19 protein-coding genes and 2 tRNA genes are annotated in these 20920 nt (G+C 62.6%); 14 read left to right on the top strand and 7 right to left on the bottom strand.

Annotated elements, in window-relative coordinates:
- Positions 1-21 precede the first annotated feature (21 nt).
- Positions 22-810: an alpha/beta fold hydrolase gene (locus C2134_RS10465; protein ID WP_103319858.1), complete on the bottom strand. Its 789-nt coding sequence runs from the start codon at positions 808-810 to the stop codon at positions 22-24.
- Between the two features lie 154 nt (positions 811-964).
- Here C2134_RS10465 and C2134_RS10460 point away from each other — a divergent pair, with 154 nt between their 5' ends.
- The 4 genes from C2134_RS10460 to C2134_RS10450 all read left to right on the top strand — a co-directional run bounded on the left by C2134_RS10460 (position 965) and on the right by C2134_RS10450 (position 5746).
- Positions 965-2794, top strand: a complete 1830-nt coding sequence (locus C2134_RS10460; protein WP_103319857.1) for a GGDEF domain-containing protein — start codon at positions 965-967, stop codon at positions 2792-2794.
- Between the two features lie 175 nt (positions 2795-2969).
- Entirely contained in the window at positions 2970-3116 is a 147-nt protein-coding gene (locus C2134_RS21545) for a hypothetical protein (RefSeq protein WP_158248746.1), read from the top strand.
- Between the two features lie 103 nt (positions 3117-3219).
- On the top strand, positions 3220-4395 hold the full coding sequence (locus tag C2134_RS10455) for an ABC transporter ATP-binding protein (protein WP_103319855.1): 1176 nt from the start codon (positions 3220-3222) through the stop codon (positions 4393-4395).
- Between the two features lie 61 nt (positions 4396-4456).
- On the top strand, positions 4457-5746 hold the full coding sequence (locus tag C2134_RS10450; RefSeq protein ID WP_103319854.1) for an NAD(P)/FAD-dependent oxidoreductase: 1290 nt from the start codon (positions 4457-4459) through the stop codon (positions 5744-5746).
- A 127-nt stretch (positions 5747-5873) separates the two neighbouring features.
- Here C2134_RS10450 and mutL read toward each other — a convergent pair whose 3' ends face one another.
- The 6 genes from mutL to tgt form a co-directional block, all read right to left on the bottom strand.
- Positions 5874-7784 carry a DNA mismatch repair endonuclease MutL gene (gene mutL / locus C2134_RS10445; RefSeq protein ID WP_103319852.1) on the bottom strand — a complete coding sequence of 637 codons (1911 nt, stop codon included), beginning with the start codon at positions 7782-7784 and terminating at the stop codon, positions 5874-5876.
- 69 nt (positions 7785-7853) lie between these two features.
- Positions 7854-8498: a DedA family protein gene (locus C2134_RS10440; protein WP_103319850.1), complete on the bottom strand. Its 645-nt coding sequence runs from the start codon at positions 8496-8498 to the stop codon at positions 7854-7856.
- 74 nt (positions 8499-8572) lie between these two features.
- Positions 8573-9508 (bottom strand): protein translocase subunit SecF, encoded by a 936-nt coding sequence (gene secF / locus C2134_RS10435; protein ID WP_103319849.1) that lies wholly within the window; start codon positions 9506-9508, stop codon positions 8573-8575.
- A gap of 2 nt (positions 9509-9510) precedes the next feature.
- Positions 9511-11358 carry a protein translocase subunit SecD gene (secD, locus tag C2134_RS10430; RefSeq protein ID WP_103319847.1) on the bottom strand — a complete coding sequence of 616 codons (1848 nt, stop codon included), beginning with the start codon at positions 11356-11358 and terminating at the stop codon, positions 9511-9513.
- Positions 11359-11425: 67 nt separating this feature from the next.
- The gene (gene yajC, locus C2134_RS10425) at positions 11426-11752 is read right to left on the bottom strand and encodes a preprotein translocase subunit YajC (protein ID WP_043626576.1); all 327 of its coding nucleotides are present in this window, start codon (positions 11750-11752) and stop codon (positions 11426-11428) included.
- Between the two features lie 138 nt (positions 11753-11890).
- Positions 11891-13006: a tRNA guanosine(34) transglycosylase Tgt gene (gene tgt / locus C2134_RS10420; RefSeq protein ID WP_103319845.1), complete on the bottom strand. Its 1116-nt coding sequence runs from the start codon at positions 13004-13006 to the stop codon at positions 11891-11893.
- A gap of 136 nt (positions 13007-13142) precedes the next feature.
- Here tgt and C2134_RS10415 point away from each other — a divergent pair.
- The 10 genes from C2134_RS10415 (at position 13143) to C2134_RS10370 (ending at position 20884) form a co-directional block, all read left to right on the top strand.
- Positions 13143-13219 (top strand) — tRNA-Val (locus C2134_RS10415).
- Positions 13220-13401: 182 nt separating this feature from the next.
- Entirely contained in the window at positions 13402-15303 is a 1902-nt protein-coding gene (gene thrS / locus C2134_RS10410; protein WP_103319844.1) for a threonine--tRNA ligase, read from the top strand.
- Between the two features lie 35 nt (positions 15304-15338).
- On the top strand, positions 15339-15863 hold the full coding sequence (gene infC / locus C2134_RS10405; RefSeq protein ID WP_083340992.1) for a translation initiation factor IF-3: 525 nt from the start codon (positions 15339-15341) through the stop codon (positions 15861-15863).
- A gap of 152 nt (positions 15864-16015) precedes the next feature.
- Positions 16016-16213 (top strand): 50S ribosomal protein L35, encoded by a 198-nt coding sequence (gene rpmI / locus C2134_RS10400; RefSeq protein ID WP_043626585.1) that lies wholly within the window; start codon positions 16016-16018, stop codon positions 16211-16213.
- A gap of 13 nt (positions 16214-16226) precedes the next feature.
- Positions 16227-16586 (top strand): 50S ribosomal protein L20, encoded by a 360-nt coding sequence (rplT, locus tag C2134_RS10395; protein ID WP_011134905.1) that lies wholly within the window; start codon positions 16227-16229, stop codon positions 16584-16586.
- A gap of 136 nt (positions 16587-16722) precedes the next feature.
- Positions 16723-17706: a phenylalanine--tRNA ligase subunit alpha gene (gene pheS / locus C2134_RS10390; protein ID WP_103319842.1), complete on the top strand. Its 984-nt coding sequence runs from the start codon at positions 16723-16725 to the stop codon at positions 17704-17706.
- A gap of 18 nt (positions 17707-17724) precedes the next feature.
- Positions 17725-20082: a phenylalanine--tRNA ligase subunit beta gene (pheT, locus tag C2134_RS10385; protein ID WP_103319841.1), complete on the top strand. Its 2358-nt coding sequence runs from the start codon at positions 17725-17727 to the stop codon at positions 20080-20082.
- 58 nt (positions 20083-20140) lie between these two features.
- Entirely contained in the window at positions 20141-20443 is a 303-nt protein-coding gene (locus C2134_RS10380; RefSeq protein WP_011134908.1) for an integration host factor subunit alpha, read from the top strand.
- Positions 20412-20777, top strand: coding sequence for a MerR family transcriptional regulator (locus tag C2134_RS10375; RefSeq protein WP_233196414.1), 366 nt, complete (start codon positions 20412-20414; stop codon positions 20775-20777). Before C2134_RS10380 ends, C2134_RS10375 begins: the two co-directional genes overlap by 32 nt.
- A gap of 30 nt (positions 20778-20807) precedes the next feature.
- A tRNA-Pro gene (locus C2134_RS10370) sits at positions 20808-20884 on the top strand.
- The last annotated feature ends 36 nt before the right edge of the window (positions 20885-20920 follow it).

Genomic DNA, 20920 nt, shown 5'->3' with positions numbered 1-20920 from the left:
CCCCTTGGTGTTGTGGCCGCCTCAGCGGGCGCCGAAACGGATGATGCTGCGGACAAAGGCTTCCGCGGCTTCGATGTGCAGCACATGGCCGACGCCGGGGAGGATTTCCAGCTCGGCGTTCGGAATCAGTTCGTGCAACAGCCGGGCCTGATATAGCGGCGTCAGCCGGTCTTCGTCTCCGACCAGTATATGCACCGGTAGTTGCAATTGTGATAGCCAGGTGCGGGAATCGTGCTGCTTGACGCCCTCGATCAGGCGGATCACCGCGTCCCAGTCCACCATGCCGGCCAGCACTTTCAGGTTTTCCAGCATGCCGGCGTTGCCGGAGAGGAAGCGGCTGGAAAACAACCAAGGGACGCTGATCTGGTAGCGCAAGTCCAGGCCGCCCTGGTGATGGGCGGCGATCCAGCTGTCGCCGATATGGCTATTGACGCTGTCGGCCCAGGCCAGCGTGCCGGCCAGCAGCAGCCGCGACACGCGGTCTGGATGACGGTGGGTCAGGTGCTGCGCCACCATGCCGCCGTAGGACAACCCTACCACGTAGGCTTGCTCGATGCCCAGCCACTCCAGCAGCCCGGCGGCCAGATCGGCTTGTTCCGTCAGCTGATATTGCTCGGCGGGCGGATGATCAGTTTGTCCTTGGCCGAGAAAGTCCAGACGCAGCAGGCGGAAATGCTGCTCCAGCGCCGGCACCATCAGCGTCCAGCCTACGGTGGACATGGTGATGCCGTTCAGCAACAGCAGCGGCTGAACGCCATGGCCGCTCTCCTCGTAATAGACCCGGTGTCCGGCGATCTGGGCATGAGGCATGGCGGGCTCCTGTGGCTTAGGTTTGTGTTTTCATTCTAGAACCGCTCAGGCCGCGCTGAACAGAGATGGAATGCAAACGGCGTATGTAATCGAGATGACATTTAATTGTTTTAGATTAACGTTGTTTAACGCAATCGGACTGTCTTTAAAGATCATGCAAACTTGCGTCGAGCCAACCGTGCGGGATGGATTGGCTGGCTGGTGTCACGAACTGGAAGAAATCATCGGGCAGCGCAAGCTGCAGCCGGTATTCCAGCCTATCGTGGATCTGGAAACCGGGGTCATCCTGGGTTACGAAGGGCTGATCCGCGGGCCGTCGGACAGCATGTTGCATTCGCCGATGATGCTGTTCGAGGCGGCCGAGCGGTGCCAGATGCTGCTGGCGCTGGATCAGGCCTGCTTGCGCACTTGCGCGGAACGCTTTGCCGAACTGTCCCTGCCTGGCTTGCTGTTCGTGAATACCAGCCCGGAGACGCTGCTGGTGCAAGGCCAGCGCCCGGCCGCCATCTTTTCATTCTTCAGCCAGATCGGCCTGGACAGCAAGCGCGTGATTCTGGAGTTGACGGAAACCCGCCCCAATGGCGGCTATCTGGCTTTGCGCGAAGTCACGGATCGCTGTCGCCAGGGCGGACTGCGCGTCGCGCTGGACGATCTGGGCGAGGGCTTTTCCAATCTGCGGCTGTGGTCCGAGCTGCGGCCGGATTTCGTCAAGCTGGACAAACATTTTGTACAGAACATCCATCTGGACCCGTTGAAAGAGCAATTCGTTCGCTCGATGGTGGATATTTCCCGCCAATCCGGCGCGCTGCTGGTGGCGGAAGGCATAGAGTCGCCGGCCGAGCTGCGCACCTTGTGCCGGTTGGGCGTGCGCTACGGCCAGGGCTATCTGCTGGCGAGGCCGCAGGCGCATCCGGTGCTGGAGCTGCCCTTGCAGAACGATATGCTGCCGTGGGCCGGCAGCCGCCGCCTGGGGCTGCGCAACCAGCCGCTGGCGCGCGATCTGCTGATGGAAGTGGCGCCGATGGAGTCCAAGGTGGCCAACGAAGCGGCTTACCGCCGTTTTGCCGATCATCCGGACTGCTTTGCCATCCCGGTGGTGGAGGACGGCGTGCCGGTAGGGCTGCTGCGCCGCCATCATCTGCTGGAAAGCTTCGCCAAGCCTTTCAACCGCGAGCTGTACGGCAAGAAGCCTTGCCATATGATGATGGACAAGCAGCCCTTGGTGGTGAACGCCGACATCAATATTCAAGAACTGTCCAGCCTGGTGGTGGCCGCGGAGCAACGCTATCTGGTGGATGGTTTCATCATCACGGAGAACGGCCGCTACCTGGGCATGGGCACCGGTTTCGCGCTGATGCGCAAGATCACCGAGCTGCAGCTGTCGGCGGCGCGATACGCCAATCCGTTGACCGGCCTGCCCGGCAATGTGCCGATCAATGAAACGATAGACCGCCTGCTCGGCATGCAGTCGCCGTTTGTGGTGGCCTATGCGGACCTGGACCACTTCAAGCCGTTTAACGATTTATACGGTTACGCCGCCGGCGACAACCTGATCGAACTGGTGGCGCATCTGTTGCTGGAGCATGCCGATCCGGAACGCGACTTCGTCGGCCATGTCGGCGGCGACGACTTTGTGGTGCTGATGCAGTCGGAGGACTGGGAGGCGCGGCTGCGGCTGATGCTGCGCGAGTTTGGTCAGCAGGCCTCGCAGCACTTTTCCGAGGCGCATCGCGCCGCCGGCGGTTTCGAGGTGGCGGTCCGCAGCGGCGAAACCATGTTCCTGCCGCTGACCACCTTGTCGCTGGGGGTGGTAAAGGTGCAGGCCGGCCAGTATGTCAGCCATCATGAGATCGGCGCGGTGACGGCTGATGCCAAGAAGCAGGCCAAGAAGATGCCGGGCAACAGCCTGTTCGTCGAGCGCCGGCAGCCAGCCAAGCCGGCTGCGGTATGTGATTGCCAGACCGATCTCTCCTCCATTCGCTAACCGTCTGTTTGGCTGGCTTGTTCCTCTGTTCTTGAATGGTCTGCGGCTTGCATGCGACAAGCCGCGGATCGTCCTGGCCCAGGATTTCATCTCGTACTTGTCAAATTTATTAAACATGGCATAGGCTGTGCCAAAGCTGGCGCATCAGACGCCGGCCAAGACAAGAGGAGACATCATGGCTGCCTTTATCGTCATGCCGCCGGCGCGGCTGTCCGCACCTTCCCGCTCGGGCTATTCTTCGTTTAATCTTTTCATGCAGCGCGAAGCTGGTGTGGGCAGGCCATCGGTCCTGACGCTTCCTGCCATGCCTTGCCCGCGTTAGCCTGGTTCAAGTCCGAGGGAGGCCGGCAGGCGCTCCCGTTCCATCGCAGCATGCGCTCAACAGCAGCGGCGCCGCGAGGCGTCGAGTCGGAGGGAGTCAGATCATGTCGGAAGCCATCGCGGCCACTAAACAAGCAGCAGCCATTCCCGCCCGCGGCGCGGCCAGCGCCGCCCCCGCCGTCGAAGAGGCGGCCTACCTGCGGATATCGGGGGTGGTCAAGAAGTTCGGCGATCACCTGGCGGTGGACCATATCGACCTGGACATCCGCAAGAACGAAATCTTCGCCCTGCTCGGCAGTTCAGGTTGCGGCAAGTCCACGCTGCTGCGGATGCTGGCCGGGATGGAAACGCCGACCTCCGGCCGCATCATCCTCGATGGCCAGGACATGCAAGGGCTGCAGCCGTACGAGCGGCCGGTCAATATGATGTTCCAGAACTACGCGCTGTTTCCGCACATGACTGTGGAGCAGAATGTCGCCTTTGGCCTGAAGCAGGACAAAGCGCCCAAGGACGAGATCGCCGAGCGGGTGGCCAAGATGCTGGACCTGGTGCAGATGCGCAAGTTCGCCGGCCGCAAACCGCACCAGCTGTCCGGCGGCCAGCAGCAGCGCGTGGCCTTGGCGCGCAGCCTGGTGAAACGGCCCAAGCTCCTGCTGCTGGACGAGCCCCTGGGCGCCTTGGACAAGAAGCTGCGGCAGCAGACCCAGCTGGAGCTGGTCAACACCATCGAGGCGGTGGGCGTGACCTGCATCATGGTGACGCACGATCAGGAAGAGGCGATGACCATGGCCAGCCGCATCGGCATCATGAGCGAGGGCAAGCTGCTGCAAGTGGGCACGCCGACCGAGATCTACGAATATCCGAACTGTCGCTTCACCGCCGAGTTCATCGGCGAAACCAATATGTTCGAGGGTTCGGTGGTGGTGGATGAGCCGGACCTGGTGGAGATCAACTCGCAGGAACTGGGCGGCATGATCCGCATCGAGCACGGCATCACCGGCCCCAAGGGCATGCATGTCTGGACCAGCGTGCGGCCGGAGGATGTGCGGCTGGACAAGCAGCCGCTGCCGCCAGGCCCCAACCGCGCTGCCGGCAAAGTGCAGGATATCGCTTATCTCGGCAGTTATTCCATCTATCACGTGAAACTGGCCAGCGGCAAGATCGTCAAATCGGTGGTGCCGTCGTCGCGCTGGTTCGACGCCAATGAAACCGCCCCCACCTGGGACGAACCGGTGTATGTCAGCTGGCGCGGCGACACCCCCGTCGTATTGATGATGTAACCGTCCATGGCCCCGGCGTCGCCGGGGCTGCTTTTCCGCTTTGCCCCGCCGAGGACATTCCATGCTGCGTTTCGCCCATCAACCGCATCCGCCGTCGTACTACGCCGCCACCGCCCATGCCTGGGACCCGCTGCCTCCGTTGCGCGGCGAGGCGCATTGCGACGTGTGCGTGGTGGGGGGCGGCCTGGCCGGCTTGTCCGCGGCATTGAATCTGCGCGAGAAGGGTTTTTCGGTGATCCTGCTGGAAGGCTCGCAAGTGGGCTTCGGCGCCTCAGGCCGCAACGGCGGCCAGGTGATCGCCGGTTTCGCCAGCGACATAGCCGGCATCCGCGCCCAGTTGGGCGATGAGGCGGCCAAGGCGCTGTGGGATATGTCGGTAGAGGCGGTGGACATCATCGACGAGCGGGTGCGCAAGCATGGCATCCGCTGCGACTGGCAACGCGGTTACGTCAGCGTGGCGGTCAAGCCGCGCCATATGCAAGATCTGGAAGACTGGCAGCGCGAGGCCGAACAGCGCTACGGCTACGGCGGACAGCAGCTGTGGGACCGCGCCACGCTGCGCGGCAAGCTGGCCAGCGAGCGTTACCAGGGCGGGCTGTTCGATCCGCGCTCCGGCCACCTGCATCCGCTGAATTACACCCTGGGCCTGGCCCAGGCGGCGCGGGACGCCGGCGTGGACATCTACGAGCAATCGCCCGCCACCCGCCTGGAGCAGGGCGCGGCGCCCAAGGTCCATACCGAGCATGGCGTGGTGTCCTGCGGCCAGGTGGTGCTGGCCTGCAACTCCTACATCGGCGCGCTGGTTCCAGAGCTGGAACGGCGCATCATGCCGGCCGGCACCTATGTCATCGCCACCGAGCCGCTGGGCGAGGAAAGGGCGCGCGCGCTGATCGCCGACAATATGGCGGTGTGCGACACCAATTTCGTGCTGGATTACTACCGTTTGTCGGCCGACCACCGCTTGCTGTTTGGCGGCAAGGTCAGCTACTCCGGCCGCGAGCCGCGCGACCTGGCCGGCGCCATGCGCGCCGACATGCTGCGCGTGTTCCCGCAACTGGCCGACGCGCGCATCGACTACGCCTGGGGCGGCTTCTGCGACATCACCGTCAACCGCGCGCCGGATTTTGGCCGGCTGTCGGGCAATGTCTACTACCTGCAAGGCTTCTCAGGCCACGGCGTCAATATCACCGGGCTGGCCGGCAAGGTGGTGGCGGAGGCCATCGCCGGCACCTCGTCGCGCTTGGACCTGTTCAGCAAGATCCGCCATCGGCCTTTCCCTGGCGGCAAGCTGCTGCGCACGCCGGCGCTGGTGTTGGGGATGGCTTACTATCGGATGCGGGATTATCTGTAATCGGTTCGCTTCCGCCGGGCATTGCGACTGAGCGCACGGCAGGGCCGGGCTTCCACCCTATAGGAGTTGCATCAGCACCCGGATGACCGGGAGTGCCAGCGCTGGCGCTAAGGGCTGCGCTCCTTGCTCACTGCCCGCGCATGAACAGCTTGTCCAGATCGCGCATGGTCAGCCGCGTCCAGGTGGGGCGGCCGTGGTTGCACTGGCCGGAGCGTTCCGTGGCTTCCATGTCGCGCAGCAGCGCGTTCATTTCCGGCAGCGTTAGCAGGCGGTTGGCGCGCACGGCGCCGTGGCAGGCCATGGTGGCCAGCAGCTCGTTGCGGCGCTCGGTCAGCACCTGGCTGAGGCCGAATTCGCGCACGTCCTTCAGCACCGCGCGCGCCAGTTCCACCGGATCGCCGTCTTTCAGCCACACCGGCACGCCGCGCACGGCGATCTGGGTCGGCGACAGCGGCGCCAGCTCCACGCCCAGCTTTTTCATTTCCTCCCCATGCTCGTGCGCGGTGGCCACTTCCATGCGGTCGGCGGCGAACGAAACGGGCAGCAGCAAGGGCTGCAGCGGAATGGCGTCGGTTTCCAGCGCCGTTTTCAGCCGTTCGTAGACGATGCGTTCGTGCGCCGCGTGCATGTCCACCAGGATCAGGCCTTCTGCGCACTGGCTGAGGATGTAGACGCCGTGCAGCTGCGCCAGCGCGAAGCCCAGCGGCGGGATGCCGTTCTCGTCGTGGGCGGGCATGGCCAGCACGGCCGGATGCGGCAGCGGCGCGGCGGGGGAGGGCATCGCCGGCTCGGGGCGGGACAGTGCCCTTTCTTCTTCGCGCAGGCCGCCGAACAGCTTGTCGTAGACGCCTACCGCTTCGCGCGCCACGTTCAGCGGGATGGCCTGTTGCTGATAGCGGAAGGGCTGCGCCGGCGGCGCGCTGAATGAGGTCGGGCGCGCGGCGGGCGCGGGCGAGCTGTTGCCGAACAACGAGGCCGATTCGCCTTGAGACAGGGCTGGCGCGGCGTCGGGCGTCGAGTTGTCCACTTGCACCGTCGGCGCGGCGCCTGCGGTGGTGCCCGCCAGCGCCTTGTGCACGCTGTGAAACAGGAACTGGTGCACCGCCTGGCTTTCGCGGAAGCGCACTTCAATCTTGGTGGGATGGACGTTGACGTCCACCCCCGACGGCTCAAGCTGGAAGAACAGCGCGTAGGCCGGGTGGCGGTCGTGGTGCAGCACGTCGCGGTAAGCCTGGCGCAACGCGTGCTGGGCGGTCTTGTCGCGGACGAAGCGGCCGTTGACGTAGAAGTACTGGGCGTCGCGGCTGGCCTTGGAGTAAGTGGGCGAGGCGACGAAGCCGGTCAGCGCCAGCGGGCCGGCCTGGCTGTCCAGCGGGATGGCGGCGGCGACGAAATCCTTGCCCAACAGCGCGGCCACGCGGTCTTCGGCGCTTTGCGCGGGCAGCCGCCAGATCACCTTGCCGTTGTGGCGCAGCAGGAATTCCACGTCCGGATGCGCCAGGGCGATGCGCTCGAATGTCGCCTCGCAGTGCGCGTATTCGGTGTTCTCGCTTTTCAGGAATTTGCGCCGTGCCGGCGTGTTGAAATACAGGTCCACCACTTCCACGCTGGTGCCGTGCGGATGGGCGGCCGGCTCCACCGGGTGCAGGGTGCCGTCGATGGCGATGATCTGGTGGGCGTGGTCCGCGTCGTGCGGGCGGCTCACCAGCGTCAGCCGCGATACCGACGCCACGCTGGCCAAACCCTCGCCGCGGAAGCCCAGCGTCGCCACCGATTCCAGATCGTCGAGCGAGGCGATCTTGCTGGTGGCGTGGCGGTCCAGCGCCAGCGGCAGGTCTTCGGCCGCGATGCCGCTGCCGTTGTCCGTCACCCGGATCAGCTTGATGCCGCCCTGGGCCAGATCGACGCTGACCTTGCTCGCTCCGGCGTCCAGGCTGTTTTCCAGTATTTCCTTCAGCGCGGAGGCGGGGCGTTCCACCACTTCGCCGGCGGCGATCTGGTTGACGAGGTGGTCGGGCAGGCGTTGGATGCGTGTCATGGGCGGCGTTTGATAGTGATGGCAATGCAAAAGGCCGCGCTAAGGCGGCCTTGTCGATTCTACTACGGATCAGCCGCGGGCGGCCGCGCGCTTGTGGCGCCAGATTTCGATCAGCCCCGGCAGGAAGGAGACGAAGATGATGCCGAAGATCAGCAGCTCCAGATTTTTGCGCACAAAGGGCAGGTTGCCGAAGAAGTAGCCGGCGTAAGTGAAGCCGACCACCCAGGCGATGGCGCCCACCACGTTGTACTTCAAAAACTGCGGGTAGTGCATCTTGCCGATGCCGGCGACGAACGGCGCGAAGGTGCGCACGATGGGCACGAAGCGGGCGAAGATGATGGTCTTGCCGCCATGGCGCTCGTAGAAGGCGTGGGTCTTGTCGAGGTAGCTCTGCTTCAGCAGGCGCGGGAACATGCCGAACAATCTCATGCCGACATTGCGGCCGATGGCGTAGTTGGTGGCGTCACCCAGGATGGCGGCGATGATCAGCAGCAGCACCAAGAGGTGCGGGTTCATCTGTCCCATGGCCGCCAGCGCGCCGGCCACGAACAGCAGCGAATCGCCCGGCAGGAAGGGGGTGACCACCAGGCCGGTTTCGCAGAATACGATCAAAAACAGGATGGCGTAGATCCATGGGCCATAGGCCGCCACCAGTTGGCTCAGGTGGGCATCGATATGCAGGATGAAGTCGATCAAAAACGTGATGGCTTCCATGATTTCCGTTTCGAACTGGGAGGGTAAACGCGAAACTGGCCGGACAAGCCGGCCAGTCGTTTAGGTTGCGGAGATCAGACCACCGCTTCCTCTTTTTGTTTCACCGGCTTGATCATGTGCTCGCGCGTCACGCCCAACCACAGGGCGATCGGGCTGGCCACCAGCACCGACGAGTAGATGCCGAACATGATGCCGATGGTCAGCGCCATGGCGAAGCCGTGCAGCGCCGGGCCACCGAATACCAGCATGGACACCACCATCATTTCCGTGGAGAAGTGGGTGATGATGGTCCGGCTCATCGTCGAGGTGATGGCGTTGTCGATGATCGAGGCCACCGGCAAGTTGCGGGTGCCCGGCTTGCGGAAGTTTTCGCGGATCCGGTCGAACACCACCACCGATTCGTTCACCGAGTAGCCCAGCACCGCCAGGATGCCGGCCAGCACGGTCAGCGAGAACTCCCAGCGGAAGAAGGCGAAGCAGCCCAGGATGATCACCACGTCGTGCATGTTGGCGATGATGGCCGCCACGGCGAAGCGCCATTCGAAGCGCAGGGCCAGATACAGCATGATGCCGGCGCACACCAGGATGACGGCGGTCAGGCCGCTGGAGACCAGTTCGGCGCCGACGCTGGGGCCGACGAAGTCCACTTTGCGCAGCTGCACGCCGGCATCGTCAGCCTTCAATACGCCCATCACCTTGTCCGACAACTGGGCCGAGCTGGTGCCCGGCTTGTTCGGCAGGCGGATCATCACGTCGCGGCTGCTGCCCAGGTTCTGCACCGTGGCTTCGCCGAGTTTCAGGGTGTCGACCTTGTCGCGGATCTTGTCCAGTTCGGCCGCTTGCTGGTACTGCACTTCCAGCACGGTGCCGCCGGTGAACTCCACGCTGAAGTTCAGGCCGCGGGTGGCCAGGAAGAACACGGCGAGAATGAAGGTCACCAGCGAGATCGCTGTGGTGAGCCTGCCGTAGCTCATGAACGGGATGTCCCGTTTGATGCGGAAAAGCTCCATGATTAGCCCTTGTTTTCCGGTTTCCACACTTGGCCGATGGCCAGCGTGGTCAGTTTGCGACGACGGCCGTACCACAGGTTCACCAGGCCGCGCGATACCACGACGGCGGAGAACATGGAGGTCAGGATGCCCAGGCAGTGCACGATGGCGAAGCCGCGCACCGGACCCGTGCCGAAGATCATCAGCGCCAGGCCGGCGATCAGCGTGGTGACGTTGGAGTCGAGGATGGTGTGCCAGGCGTGGTTGTAGCCGGCCTGGATGGCGGAGTGCGGCGGCACGCCGTTGCGCAGCTCCTCGCGTATCCGTTCGTTGATCAGCACGTTGGCGTCAATCGCCATGCCCAGCGCCAGCGCGATGGCGGCGATGCCCGGCAGCGTCAGCGTGGCCTGCAGCATGGACAGGATGGCGATCAGGAAGAACACGTTCATCGCCAGCGACAGGCCGGAGAACACGCCGAACAGGCCGTAGTACAGCACCATGAAGGTGACGATGGCGGCAAAGCCCCACAATGTGGCGTGGAAGCCTTTCTCGATGTTTTCCTTGCCCAGGCTCGGGCCGATGGTGCGTTCCTCGATGATGTTCATCGGGGCGGCCAGGGAACCGGCGCGCAGCAGCAGGGCGGTGTCGTTCGCTTCGGCGGCGTTCATGCTGCCGGAGATTTCCACGCGGCCGCCGCCGATCTCGGTGCGGATCACCGGCGCGGTGACCACTTCCTTGCGGCCTTTTTCCACCAGTACCATGGCCATGCGCTTGCCGACGTTCTCGGCGGTCAGCTGGCGGAAGATGGCGGCGCCGGCGCTGTCCAGATTGATGCTGACGGCTGGCGCGCCGAACTGGTCGAAGCTGGGTTGGGCGTCGTTGATATTGTCGCCGGTCAGCTCCACGTCGTTCTTCAGCAGGATCTTGCTCTGGCCGCGCGAGGTGACTTCGTCCAGCAGTTCGTAGCCTGCCGGCACGTTGCCGGCCAGCGCTTCCGATACCTTGCCTTGGTCGTCTTCCACCATGTGGACTTCCAGCGTGGCGGTGCGGCCAATGATGTCCTTGGCGCGGGCCGTGTCCTGAATGCCTGGCAGCTGCACCACGATGCGGTTCGGGCCATTCTGCTGGATGATGGGCTCGGTGGTGCCCAGTTCGTTCACGCGGTTATGCAGCGTGGTGATGTTCTGTTTGACGGCGTCGCTCTGGATCTTGGTGATCTCTTCCGGCTTCAGCGTCAGCAGCAGCTTGTTGCTGCTGTCGTCGGTGCGGATGGCCAGCGTCGGCAGCGCGCGATACGCCACGTCCTGCGCCGATTTCAGCGTGTCGCCGTCGCGCAGTTGCACTTCTAGCGTATTGCCGTTGCGCTTGATGTCGCCGTAGCGGACCTGCTTGTTCTTCAGCTCGCGCTTCAGGTCGCCGGTGTAGCGCTGCATCGCCTTGTCGATGGCCGCCTGCATGTCCACTTCCAGGAGGAAGTGCACGCCGCCGCGCAGGTCCAGACCCAGGAACATCGGGTTGGCGCGCAGGGCGGTCAGCCAGGCCGGGGAGGCCGGCAGCAGGTTCAGCGCGATGATGTAGTTGTCGCCCAGCGCGTGCTGGATGGCGTCGCGCGCCTTCAGCTGGGTGTCGGTATCCTTGAAGCGAACCTTCAGACCGTTGTTGTCGAGGAATACGCCGTCAGGATTGATGTTCTGGGATTTCAGCGCGTCTTCCACGCGCGCCATCAGGGCAGTGTCCACCGGGATGGATTGGCGCGTGCTGGAGACCTGCACCGCGGGGGTCTCGCCGTAGAAGTTGGGCAGCGTGTAGATCGCCGAGAGGATCAGCGCCACCACGATGACGAGGTATTTCCAGAGAGGGTAGCGGTTCATGTTCTAGTTCTGGGATGGAAAATGAGCAAGGCCGCCTGCGGAGGTTTCCGTGGCGGCCATGAGTGGCTTACAGGGTCTTCAGCGTGCCTTTTTCCAGCTTGGCGCTGACGGCGCCGCGCTGTACGTTGATTTCCACCTTGTCCGCGATTTCCAGCGTCAGGTATTGCTCGCTGGTCTTGGTGATGCGGCCGATGATGCCGCCTTGGGTGACGACTTCGTCGCCTTTTTGCAACTCGGACAGCATCTTCTGGGTTTCCTTCATGCGCTTCTGCTGCGGGCGCACCATCAGGAACCAGAACAGCACGAAGATGACGATCATGGGCAGGAAGCCCATCAGATCGAAGCCGGAGGGCGCAGCGCCGCCAGCGGCGAAGGCGGGAGTAATGAAGGACATCAGGGAAACTCCTAAATTCGTGTTATGACTTGCATTCAAACAGGGCATTGTAGCCATGCTCCATGTGTTTTCCAACCACGGAGCGCGGCAAGGGCATGGGACCGGCGGCGAAGCGCCGCAGTTCCCCGCCCGGCCCGCTTAGTTGACGCCGCGCGCGCGCTTGGCGGCGAACTCCAGACGGAAGTCCTCGAAGCGGTCTTCCTCGATCGCCTGGCGCATCTGGCGCATCAGTTCCTGGTAGTAATACAGGTTGTGAATGGTGTTGAGGCGCGCGCCCAGAATTTCGCCCACCCGGTGCAGATGGTGCAGGTAGGCGCGGCTGAAGTTGCGGCAGGCGTAGCAGGCGCATTCTTCGTCCAGCGGCTTCTTGTCGTCCTTGTAGCGCGCGTTCTTGATCTTGACGTCGCCCCACTGGGTGAAAATCCAGCCATTTCGCGCGTTGCGGGTCGGCATCACGCAGTCGAACATGTCCACGCCGTTGGCCACGCCGTGCACCAGATCTTCCGGCGTGCCCACGCCCATCAGGTAGTGCGGCTTCTCGGCCGGAAGCATGTCCTTCAGCTCGGTCAGCATGCGGTACATCTCGGGCTTGGGCTCGCCCACCGACAATCCGCCGATGGCGATGCCGTCGAAACCGATTTGCATCAGGCCTTCCAGCGACTCCCGGCGCAGGTCGGTGTACAGGTTGCCCTGCACGATGCCGAACAAGGCGTTGGGGTTTTTCAGGTCGTCGAAGGCGCGGCGCGAGCGCTCGGCCCAGCGCAGGCTCATTTGCAGCGACTTCTGCGCGGTGGCGTGGTCCACCTGGCCCGGCGTGCATTCGTCCAGCTGCATCACGATGTCCGAATTCAGCACGGTCTGGATCTTCATCGAGATTTCCGGGCTGAGGAACAGCTTGTCGCCGTTGATCGGGCTTTGGAAGGTGCAGCCTTCCTCGGTCAGCTTGCGCATGTCGGACAGGCTGAATACCTGGAAGCCGCCGGAGTCGGTGAGGATGGGTTTGTCCCAGCCGATGAATTCATGCAGGCCGCCGAACTGCTCGACGATCTCCAGCCCCGGGCGCAGCCACAGGTGGAAAGTGTTGCCGAGGATGATCTGCGCGCCGATGTCGTTCAGCTCCACCGGGCTCATCGCCTTGACCGAGCCATAGGTGCCCACGGGCTGGAAAACCGGGGTTTCGACGGTGCCGTGGTTCAGCTCCAGCGTGCCGCGCCGCGCGCCGCCGGAGGTCTTGTGTACGGTAAACTTCAACATTATTCGAAGTATCGCTTCAGGGTTTGTTTAGCAAAATCAGTCCGCTAGTATACAGCAAGCGCGGGGCTTGCGCCGGAGATGCAAAAAAGTGCTTGCCAAGACAGGGGGCTTCTTTTACTATGCACACCTCGACGACAGGCACGTAGCTCAGTTGGTTAGAGCACCACCTTGACATGGTGGGGGTCGTTGGTTCGAATCCGATCGTGCCTACCAAATTCAATGCATGGAGTGGTTAAGTGAAATCCTTACGAACTACCACAACCCGACATACTCACGGAAGCTGAGCCTTGCGGGTTGTACCATGCGAAAAAGAAGTGCGGCTCAGGCCGCACTTTTTTTTTATCCTTTTGCTTTAGACTCGATCACAAAAACCTCTCGCCCTCGTTGGAGTTGACATGCCAGACATTCGCTTGCCGGACGGCTCGGTCCGTTCTTTCGACAAACCGGTAACGGTTCATGAAGTGGCCGCATCCATCGGCACCGGCCTGGCGCGCGCCGCGCTGGCGGGTCGCGTCGATGGCAAGCTGGTGGATACCAGCTACCTGATCGACGGCAATGTCGATCTGGCCATTGTCACCGACAAGGACGCGGACGGCCTGTCCATCATCCGTCACTCCACCGCCCACTTGCTGGCTTACGCCGTCAAGGAGCTGTTCCCGGAGGCGCAGGTGACGATTGGGCCGGAGATCGAGAACGGCTTCTACTACGATTTCGCCTACAAGCGCCCGTTCACGCCGGAAGATCTGGCCGCCATCGAGAAGAAGATGGCCGAGCTGGCGAAGAAGGACATTCCGGTCGAGCGTTACGAACTGCCGCGCGACGAGGCCATCGCCTACTTCAAGAGCATTGGCGAAGCCTACAAGGCCGAGATCATCGAATCGATCCCGCAGGGCGAAGTGCTGTCTCTGTATCGCGAAGGCGAGTTCACCGACTTGTGCCGCGGCCCGCACGTGCCGTCCACCGGCAAGCTGAAGGTGTTCAAGCTGATGAAGGTGGCCGGCGCTTACTGGCGCGGAGACAGCAAGAACGAGATGCTGCAGCGCGTTTACGGCACGGCCTGGGCCAAGAAAGAAGATCTGGAAGCCTACCTGTACATGCTGGAAGAGGCGGAAAAGCGCGACCATCGCAAGCTGGGCGTGCAGCTGGACCTGTTCCACCTGCAGGACGAGGCGCCGGGCATGGTGTTCTGGCATCCCAAGGGCTGGCAGCTGTGGCAGAGCGTCGAGCAGTACATGCGCGCCAAGCTGAACCGCGAAGGCTACAAGGAAGTGCGCACGCCGATGATGATGGACGCGCACCTGTGGGAACGTTCCGGCCACGCCGCGAACTACCGCGAGAACATGTTCATCACCGAGTCGGAAAAGCGCGACTACGCCGTCAAGCCGATGAACTGCCCTGGCCATGTGCAGATCTTCAACAGCGGCCTGCGCTCCTATCGCGATCTGCCGCTGCGCTACGCCGAATTCGGCTCCTGCCATCGCAACGAGCCGTCCGGCGCGCTGCACGGCATCATGCGCGTGCGCGGTTTCGTGCAGGACGATGGCCACATCTTCTGTACGGAAGACCAGATCAACCAGGAGGCCAAGGATTTCCACCGCCTGGTGATGGAAGTGTACGACCGCTTCGGTTTCGACAAGGTGGCGATCAAGCTGGCGCTGCGTCCGGAAAAACGCATCGGCGAAGAATCCACCTGGGACAAGGCCGAGGAAGGCATGCGCGAGGCGCTGCGCGCTTGCGGCGTCGAGTGGGAAGAGCTGCCGGGCGAGGGCGCCTTCTATGGTCCGAAAATCGAATATCACATCAAGGATGCGCTCGGCCGCTCCTGGCAATGTGGTACCCTGCAGCTGGACTTCATGCTGCCGGAGCGTCTGGACGCCGAATATGTGGCGGATGACAACAGTCGCAAGCGTCCGGTCATGCTGCACCGCGCGGCGCTGGGTTCGCTGGAACGCTTCCTCGGCATTCTGATCGAAAACCATGCTGGCGCCTTCCCTCTCTGGCTGGCACCGGTGCAGATGGTGGTGATGAATATCACCGAAGCGCAAGCGGATTATGCGTCTGGAATTGCTCAAGCGCTTGAGAAACAAGGATTCCGTGTCGAGCTCGACTTGAGAAACGAGAAGATCGGCTATAAAATCCGCGAACATAGTCTGCAAAAGTTGCCGTATCAGATCATTGTCGGCGACAAGGAAAAGGCAGACGGACTGGTTGCCGTGCGCGCCCGGGGCGAAGACCTGGGTCAGCTCACGCTGGATGCGTTTATCGCGCGCCTCAAGGCTGAGATGCCTGAGGCCTGATTCAGCGGCGGCGCACTTATTACTCATTAGGAGATTTGGCTATAGCTCAGGAACGCGAAGCACGGATCAACGGCGAAATTACCGCCCGCGAGATCCGTCTGGTTGGTAAGGAAGGTGAGCAGATTGGCATCGTCAGTCTGCGTGAAGCAATGGCTCTGGCCGAAGAGAACGACGTGGATCTGGTAGAGATCTCGCCGACCGCTCAGCCGCCGGTGTGCAAGCTGATGGACTACGGTAAGTACAAGTACGAAATGTCCAAGAAGCGTCACGAAGCCAAGCAGAAGCAGAAGCAGGTTCAGATCAAGGAAATCAAGTTCCGTCCGGGTACCGACGATGGCGACTACAACGTCAAGTTGCGCAACCTGGTCCGTTTCCTGACTGAAGGCGACAAGGCCAAGGTCACTCTGCGCTTCCGCGGTCGTGAGATGGCACACCAGGATATCGGCCTCGCGCTGCTCAAGCGCGTGGAAGCCGATCTGGCGGAAGTGGGCACGGTGGAACAGTTTCCGCGCCTCGAAGGCCGTCAGATGGTAATGATGATTGCGCCGAAGAAGAAATAATCGGTATAATCGTCGTTCCGACACGGCAGAGTGCGCTCTGCCGTGTTGATTTTGTAGGTCGGCAACGTCCTTAAAAGCGTGACGCAGCGGTTTCAAGTGCCTTTCCGGGCCACCCTGTGTCTAATCCAAACAAATTCAGCAGGAGCATTTCCATGCCGAAAATGAAGACCAAGTCGAGCGCGAAAAAGCGTCTCAAAGTGTTGGGCAGCGGTGGTATCAAGCGCTCTTACGCCTTCAAGCGTCACATCCTGACCAAGAAGACCACCAAGAACAAGCGCCAACTGCGTGGCACCACCATGGTGGATGCAACCAATATGGCCTCTGTTCGCGCCATGATGCCCTACGCTTAAGGAGATCTGAAATATGCCACGCGTAAAACGCGGTGTAACCGCACGTGCTCGTCACAAGAAAATCCTCGCCCTGGCGAAAGGCTATCGCGGCCGCCGGAAGAACGTCTATCGCATCGCCAAACAGGCGGTGATGAAGGCGGGTCAATACGCCTACCGCGACCGTCGTCAGAAAAAGCGTCAGTTCCGTCAACTGTGGATTGCTCGTATCAACGCAGCTGCTCGTGAAAACGGCCTGCCGTACAGCAAGTTCATGAACGGCCTGAAGAAAGCCGCTATCGAAATCGACCGCAAGGTCCTGGCCGACCTGGCCGTGTTCGACAAGCCGGCTTTTGCGCAGATCGTCGAAAAGGCGAAAGCAAGCCTCGCTGCTTAATCGCCCAGACGGATCTGAAGGGAGGCACATGCCTCCCTTTTTTTCTATCGGCATCTGCCAGCAGAGCGCTGATCAGATCGGGTATGCCGCATGCCCGCTGTGATCAGCCTTCTATTCGCATGCGGTGTGGAACACGATGAACAACGTTGACGCGATTCTCCAAGCCGGTCTCGCCGCCGTGGCGGCGGTGACCGATCTGATCGAGCTCGAACAGGTCAAAGCGCGCTATCTCGGCAAGAGCGGCGAGCTGACCGAACTCCTCAAGCAGCTGGGCAAGCTGGCGCCGGAAGAGCGCAAGACGGCCGGCGCGACCATCAACCAGGCCAAGCAGGCATTCGAGGCCGCGCACAATGACAAGCGCGACCAGCTCAACGCCGCCAAGCTGGAAGCCCAGCTGGCTGCCGAGGCGCTGGACGTCACCCTGCCGGGCCGCGGCGCGGTGGGCGGCGGCCTGCACCCGGTGGCCTTGACGCTGGAGCGCATCAGCGGCCTGTTCCGCACCATGGGTTTCGAGGTGGCCGACGGCCCGGAAATCGAAACCGACTTCTACAATTTCCAGGCGCTGAACGTGCCGGAAAACCATCCGGCGCGCGCCATGCAGGACACGTTCTACGTAGAGAACGGCGACGTGCTGCGCACGCATACCAGCCCGATCCAGGCGCGCTTCATGATGAACAATGAGCCGCCGATCAAGATCGTCGCGCCGGGCCGCGTGTATCGCGTCGATTCCGACGCCACCCATTCGCCGATGTTCCATCAAATGGAAGGCTTGTGGGTGGAAGAGGGCGTGTCCTTCGCCGACCTGAAGGCCGTGGTGACCGACTTCCTGCGCCGCTTCTTCGAGCGCGATGACCTGCAAGTGCGTTTCCGCCCGTCCTTCTTCCCGTTCACCGAGCCGTCGGCCGAAATCGACGTGCTGGGCGAGCGCGGCTGGCTGGAAGTCGGTGGCTGCGGCATGGTGCATCCTAATGTGCTGCGCAACGTCAACATCGATCCGGAAAAATACACCGGCTTCGCCTTCGGCATCGGCCTGGACCGTTTCGCCATGCTGCGCTATGGCGTCAACGACCTGCGCCTGTTCTTCGAGAACGATCTCAATTTCCTGAAGCAATTCAACTGATCGCGCACGGAGCCGACTATGCAATTTTCCGAACAATGGCTGAGAGGCTGGGTCAATCCGGCGCTGAACACTGAACAACTGTCCGACCTGCTGACCATGGCGGGCCTGGAAGTCGAAGAAACCGTCGCCGCCGCGCCGGCGTTTTCCGGCGTGGTGATCGCCGAAGTCAAAGAGTGCGTCAAGCACGAAAACGCCGACCGCCTGCGCGTCACCAAAGTCGACGTGGGCACAGGCGAACTGGTGCAGATCGTCTGCGGCGCGCCGAACGTGGCCGTCGGCGTGCGCGTTCCGTGCGCCTTGCCGGGGGCCATCCTGCCGGGCGACTTCAAGATCAAGCCGACCAAGATGCGCGGCGTGGAATCTAACGGCATGCTGTGCTCCGGCAAGGAGCTGGGCGTGCCGGAAGACGTGGATGGCCTGATGCTGCTGCCGGCCGGTGCGCCGGTGGGCCAGAGCATCCGCGACTACCTGGGCCTGGACGACCAGCTGTTCACGCTGAAAATCACGCCGAACCGCGCCGACGGCCTGTCGATCCGCGGCGTCGCCCGCGAAGTGGCGGCGCTGACCGGCGCTGCGCTTGCGCCGGTAGCCATCGAGCCGGTGGCCCCGAGCATCGACGACACCCGTCCGGTGAAGATCGTCGCGCGCGAAGCCTGCGGCCGTTACCTGGGCCGCGTGGTGAAGGGCGTCAACGCCGCCGCCGCGACGCCGGCCTGGATGCGCCAGCGCCTGGAGCGTTCCGGCTTGCGTTCGATTTCGGCCATCGTCGACATCACCAATTACGTGCTGCTGGAGCAAGGGCAGCCGATGCACGCGTTCGATCTGGCCAAGATTGAAGGCGGCATCACCGTGCGCCAGGCGCAAGCCGGCGAAAGCCTGTTGTGTCTGAACGAAAAGACGGTCGCGCTGCAGGACAAGCATCTGGTGATCGCCGACGACGCCAAGGTGCTGGCGCTGGGCGGCATCATGGGCGGCGAGCTGAGCGGCGTGACCACCGCCAGCACCGATATTTTCCTGGAATCCGCTTTCTTCGCGCCCAAGGCCATCGCCGGCCGCGCCCGCGAACTGGGCTTCGGTTCCGACTCGTCCTTCCGCTACGAGCGCGGCGTGGATTTCCAGCTGCAGCGCGAGGCGATCGAACGCGCCACCCGCCTAGTGCTGGACATCTGCGGCGGCGCTGCTGGTCCGGTGGTGGAAGAAGTGGCCGAGCTGCCGGCGCGCCCGGCGGTCCCGCTGCGCGTGGCGCGCGTGGCCAAGGTATTGGGCGTGGCGCTGTCCTCGCAACAGATTGCCGAAATTCTGGGCCGTTTGGGTCTGGAATTCAGCCTGGCGGATGAGGTGTTCACCGTTCAGGCGCCGTCGTTCCGCTTCGACATCGAGATCGAGGAAGACTTGATCGAAGAAGTGGCCCGCGTTTACGGCTACAACCAGATTCCGGATGACGCGCCGCGCTCTTCCATGCGCATGCTGCGGCAGCCGGAAGAGCTGCGCCCGGTGGACCAGCTGCGCCATCTGCTGGCCGCGCGCGACTACCAGGAAGTGGTCAGCTACGCTTTTGTCGACGAGCGCTGGGAGCGCGATTTCGCCGGCAACGACAAGGCCATCCGCCTGCAGAACCCCATCGCCAGCCAGATGAGCGTGATGCGCTCGACGCTAATCGGCGGCCTGGTGGACGTGCTGGTCGGCAACATCAACCGCAAGCAGCCCCGCGTGCGCGTGTTCGAGGCGGCGCGCGTGTTCCTGCGCGCGGAGCAGGGTTTCGACCAGCCGGAAAAAGTGGCTGGCCTGGCCTGGGGGCCGCGCCTGCCCGAGCAGTGGGGCGTCAAGGCCGAGCGCGTCGATTTCTTCGACGTGAAGGCCGATGTGGAGGCGCTGCTGCACCCGGTGGCGGCCGAGTATCGCAAGGCTAGCCATCCCGCCTTCCACCCCGGCCGTTGCGCTGAGGTGCGGGTGGACGGCAAGGTGGTAGGCGTGATCGGCGAACTGCATCCGCAGTGGGTGCAGGCTTATGATCTGCCTAGCGCGCCGGTGCTGTTCGAGCTGGATCTGGCCATCGTCACCGCGCGCAGCCGCATCAAGGCGCTGCCGGTCAGCAAGTTCCAGCCGGTTCGCCGCGATCTGGCGTTGCTGGTCGATGAGCAAGTCAGCGCGGCGGCGTTGCTGGCGGCGTTCGAGGCGAAGCGGGCCGACATCGTGACGGAAATCGCATTGTTTGACGTTTACCGTGGCAAAGGCGTCGCGGAAGGCAAGAAGAGTCTGGCCTTTAGCGTGCTGATGCAGGACAATAGCCGCACCCTGACCGACGAAGATGTCGAGCCGGCGATGCAGGCTTTGTTGCAGGCGGCGCTGGAGCTGGGTGCGCAGTTGCGCGTTTGATTGAGAATTGGGCGGGCCGCGTGCCCGCCGATTGGTTCAGATGTTTGAGGGGAATGTCATGACTTTGACGAAGGCTGAACTGGCCGATTTGCTGTTTGACCAGGTAGGTCTGAACAAACGCGAAGCCAAGGACATGGTCGAGTCGTTTTTTGAAGAGATCCGGCTGGCGCTGGAGTCCGGGGATTCGGTGAAATTGTCCGGTTTCGGCAATTTCCAGCTGCGCGACAAACCGCAGCGTCCGGGTCGCAATCCCAAAACCGGGGAAGAGATTCCCATTACCGCGCGCCGTGTGGTAACGTTCCACGCAAGCCAGAAACTCAAGGGAATGGTTGAGCAATACCATGCTAACAAGCAAGGCTGATCTGCCGTCGATTCCATCGAAGCGATACTTCACCATCAGCGAAGTCGGCGAGCTGACCGGCGTCAAGCCGCATGTGCTGCGATATTGGGAGCAGGAATTTTCCCAACTGCGCCAGGTAAAACGGCGCGGCAATCGCCGCTATTACCAGCACCATGAAGTGTTGCTGGTGCGCAGAATACGCGCGCTGCTTTACGATGACGGTTTCACCATACAGGGCGCTCGCCAGCGTCTGGGAATGGGAAGTGAAGGCGAGCGTCCGATTACTGCCCAGGAAGTGCGCGCCGAGTTGGAATCCATCCTGGAATGGCTGGATTCGGGTATTGGCAAAAAATAATAAATCAGTTAGACTACGTTTCTCTTGAGTCGGGGTGTAGCGCAGCCTGGTAGCGCATCTGCATGGGGTGCAGAGGGTCGGAAGTTCGAATCTTCTCACCCCGACCAACAAAGCACAGTAATTTCAAGCATTTAGAGCCAGCG

It is taken from the genome of Chromobacterium sinusclupearum (assembly GCF_002902845.1).
In the GTDB taxonomy this organism is placed as follows: domain Bacteria; phylum Pseudomonadota; class Gammaproteobacteria; order Burkholderiales; family Chromobacteriaceae; genus Chromobacterium; species Chromobacterium sinusclupearum.
This window is presented reverse-complemented; position numbering and strand designations above follow the sequence as displayed.

What these genes read in the sequence shown, in the direction of transcription:
- yajC (WP_043626576.1), bottom strand. Translation starts at nt 11,752, where the DNA reads ATGTCCTTCATTACTCCCGCCTTCGCCGCTGGCGGCGCTGCGCCCTCC.
- secF (WP_103319849.1), bottom strand. Translation starts at nt 9,508, where the DNA reads ATGGAGCTTTTCCGCATCAAACGGGACATCCCGTTCATGAGCTACGGC.
- C2134_RS10455 (WP_103319855.1), top strand. Translation starts at nt 3,220, where the DNA reads ATGTCGGAAGCCATCGCGGCCACTAAACAAGCAGCAGCCATTCCCGCC.
- C2134_RS10450 (WP_103319854.1), top strand. Translation starts at nt 4,457, where the DNA reads ATGCTGCGTTTCGCCCATCAACCGCATCCGCCGTCGTACTACGCCGCC.
- mutL (WP_103319852.1), bottom strand. Translation starts at nt 7,784, where the DNA reads ATGACACGCATCCAACGCCTGCCCGACCACCTCGTCAACCAGATCGCC.
- tgt (WP_103319845.1), bottom strand. Translation starts at nt 13,006, where the DNA reads ATGTTGAAGTTTACCGTACACAAGACCTCCGGCGGCGCGCGGCGCGGC.
- C2134_RS10460 (WP_103319857.1), top strand. Translation starts at nt 965, where the DNA reads ATGCAAACTTGCGTCGAGCCAACCGTGCGGGATGGATTGGCTGGCTGG.
- C2134_RS21545 (WP_158248746.1), top strand. Translation starts at nt 2,970, where the DNA reads ATGGCTGCCTTTATCGTCATGCCGCCGGCGCGGCTGTCCGCACCTTCC.
- secD (WP_103319847.1), bottom strand. Translation starts at nt 11,358, where the DNA reads ATGAACCGCTACCCTCTCTGGAAATACCTCGTCATCGTGGTGGCGCTG.
- thrS (WP_103319844.1), top strand. Translation starts at nt 13,402, where the DNA reads ATGCCAGACATTCGCTTGCCGGACGGCTCGGTCCGTTCTTTCGACAAA.
- C2134_RS10440 (WP_103319850.1), bottom strand. Translation starts at nt 8,498, where the DNA reads ATGGAAGCCATCACGTTTTTGATCGACTTCATCCTGCATATCGATGCC.
- C2134_RS10380 (WP_011134908.1), top strand. Translation starts at nt 20,141, where the DNA reads ATGACTTTGACGAAGGCTGAACTGGCCGATTTGCTGTTTGACCAGGTA.
- rpmI (WP_043626585.1), top strand. Translation starts at nt 16,016, where the DNA reads ATGCCGAAAATGAAGACCAAGTCGAGCGCGAAAAAGCGTCTCAAAGTG.
- pheS (WP_103319842.1), top strand. Translation starts at nt 16,723, where the DNA reads ATGAACAACGTTGACGCGATTCTCCAAGCCGGTCTCGCCGCCGTGGCG.
- C2134_RS10465 (WP_103319858.1), bottom strand. Translation starts at nt 810, where the DNA reads ATGCCTCATGCCCAGATCGCCGGACACCGGGTCTATTACGAGGAGAGC.
- pheT (WP_103319841.1), top strand. Translation starts at nt 17,725, where the DNA reads ATGCAATTTTCCGAACAATGGCTGAGAGGCTGGGTCAATCCGGCGCTG.
- rplT (WP_011134905.1), top strand. Translation starts at nt 16,227, where the DNA reads ATGCCACGCGTAAAACGCGGTGTAACCGCACGTGCTCGTCACAAGAAA.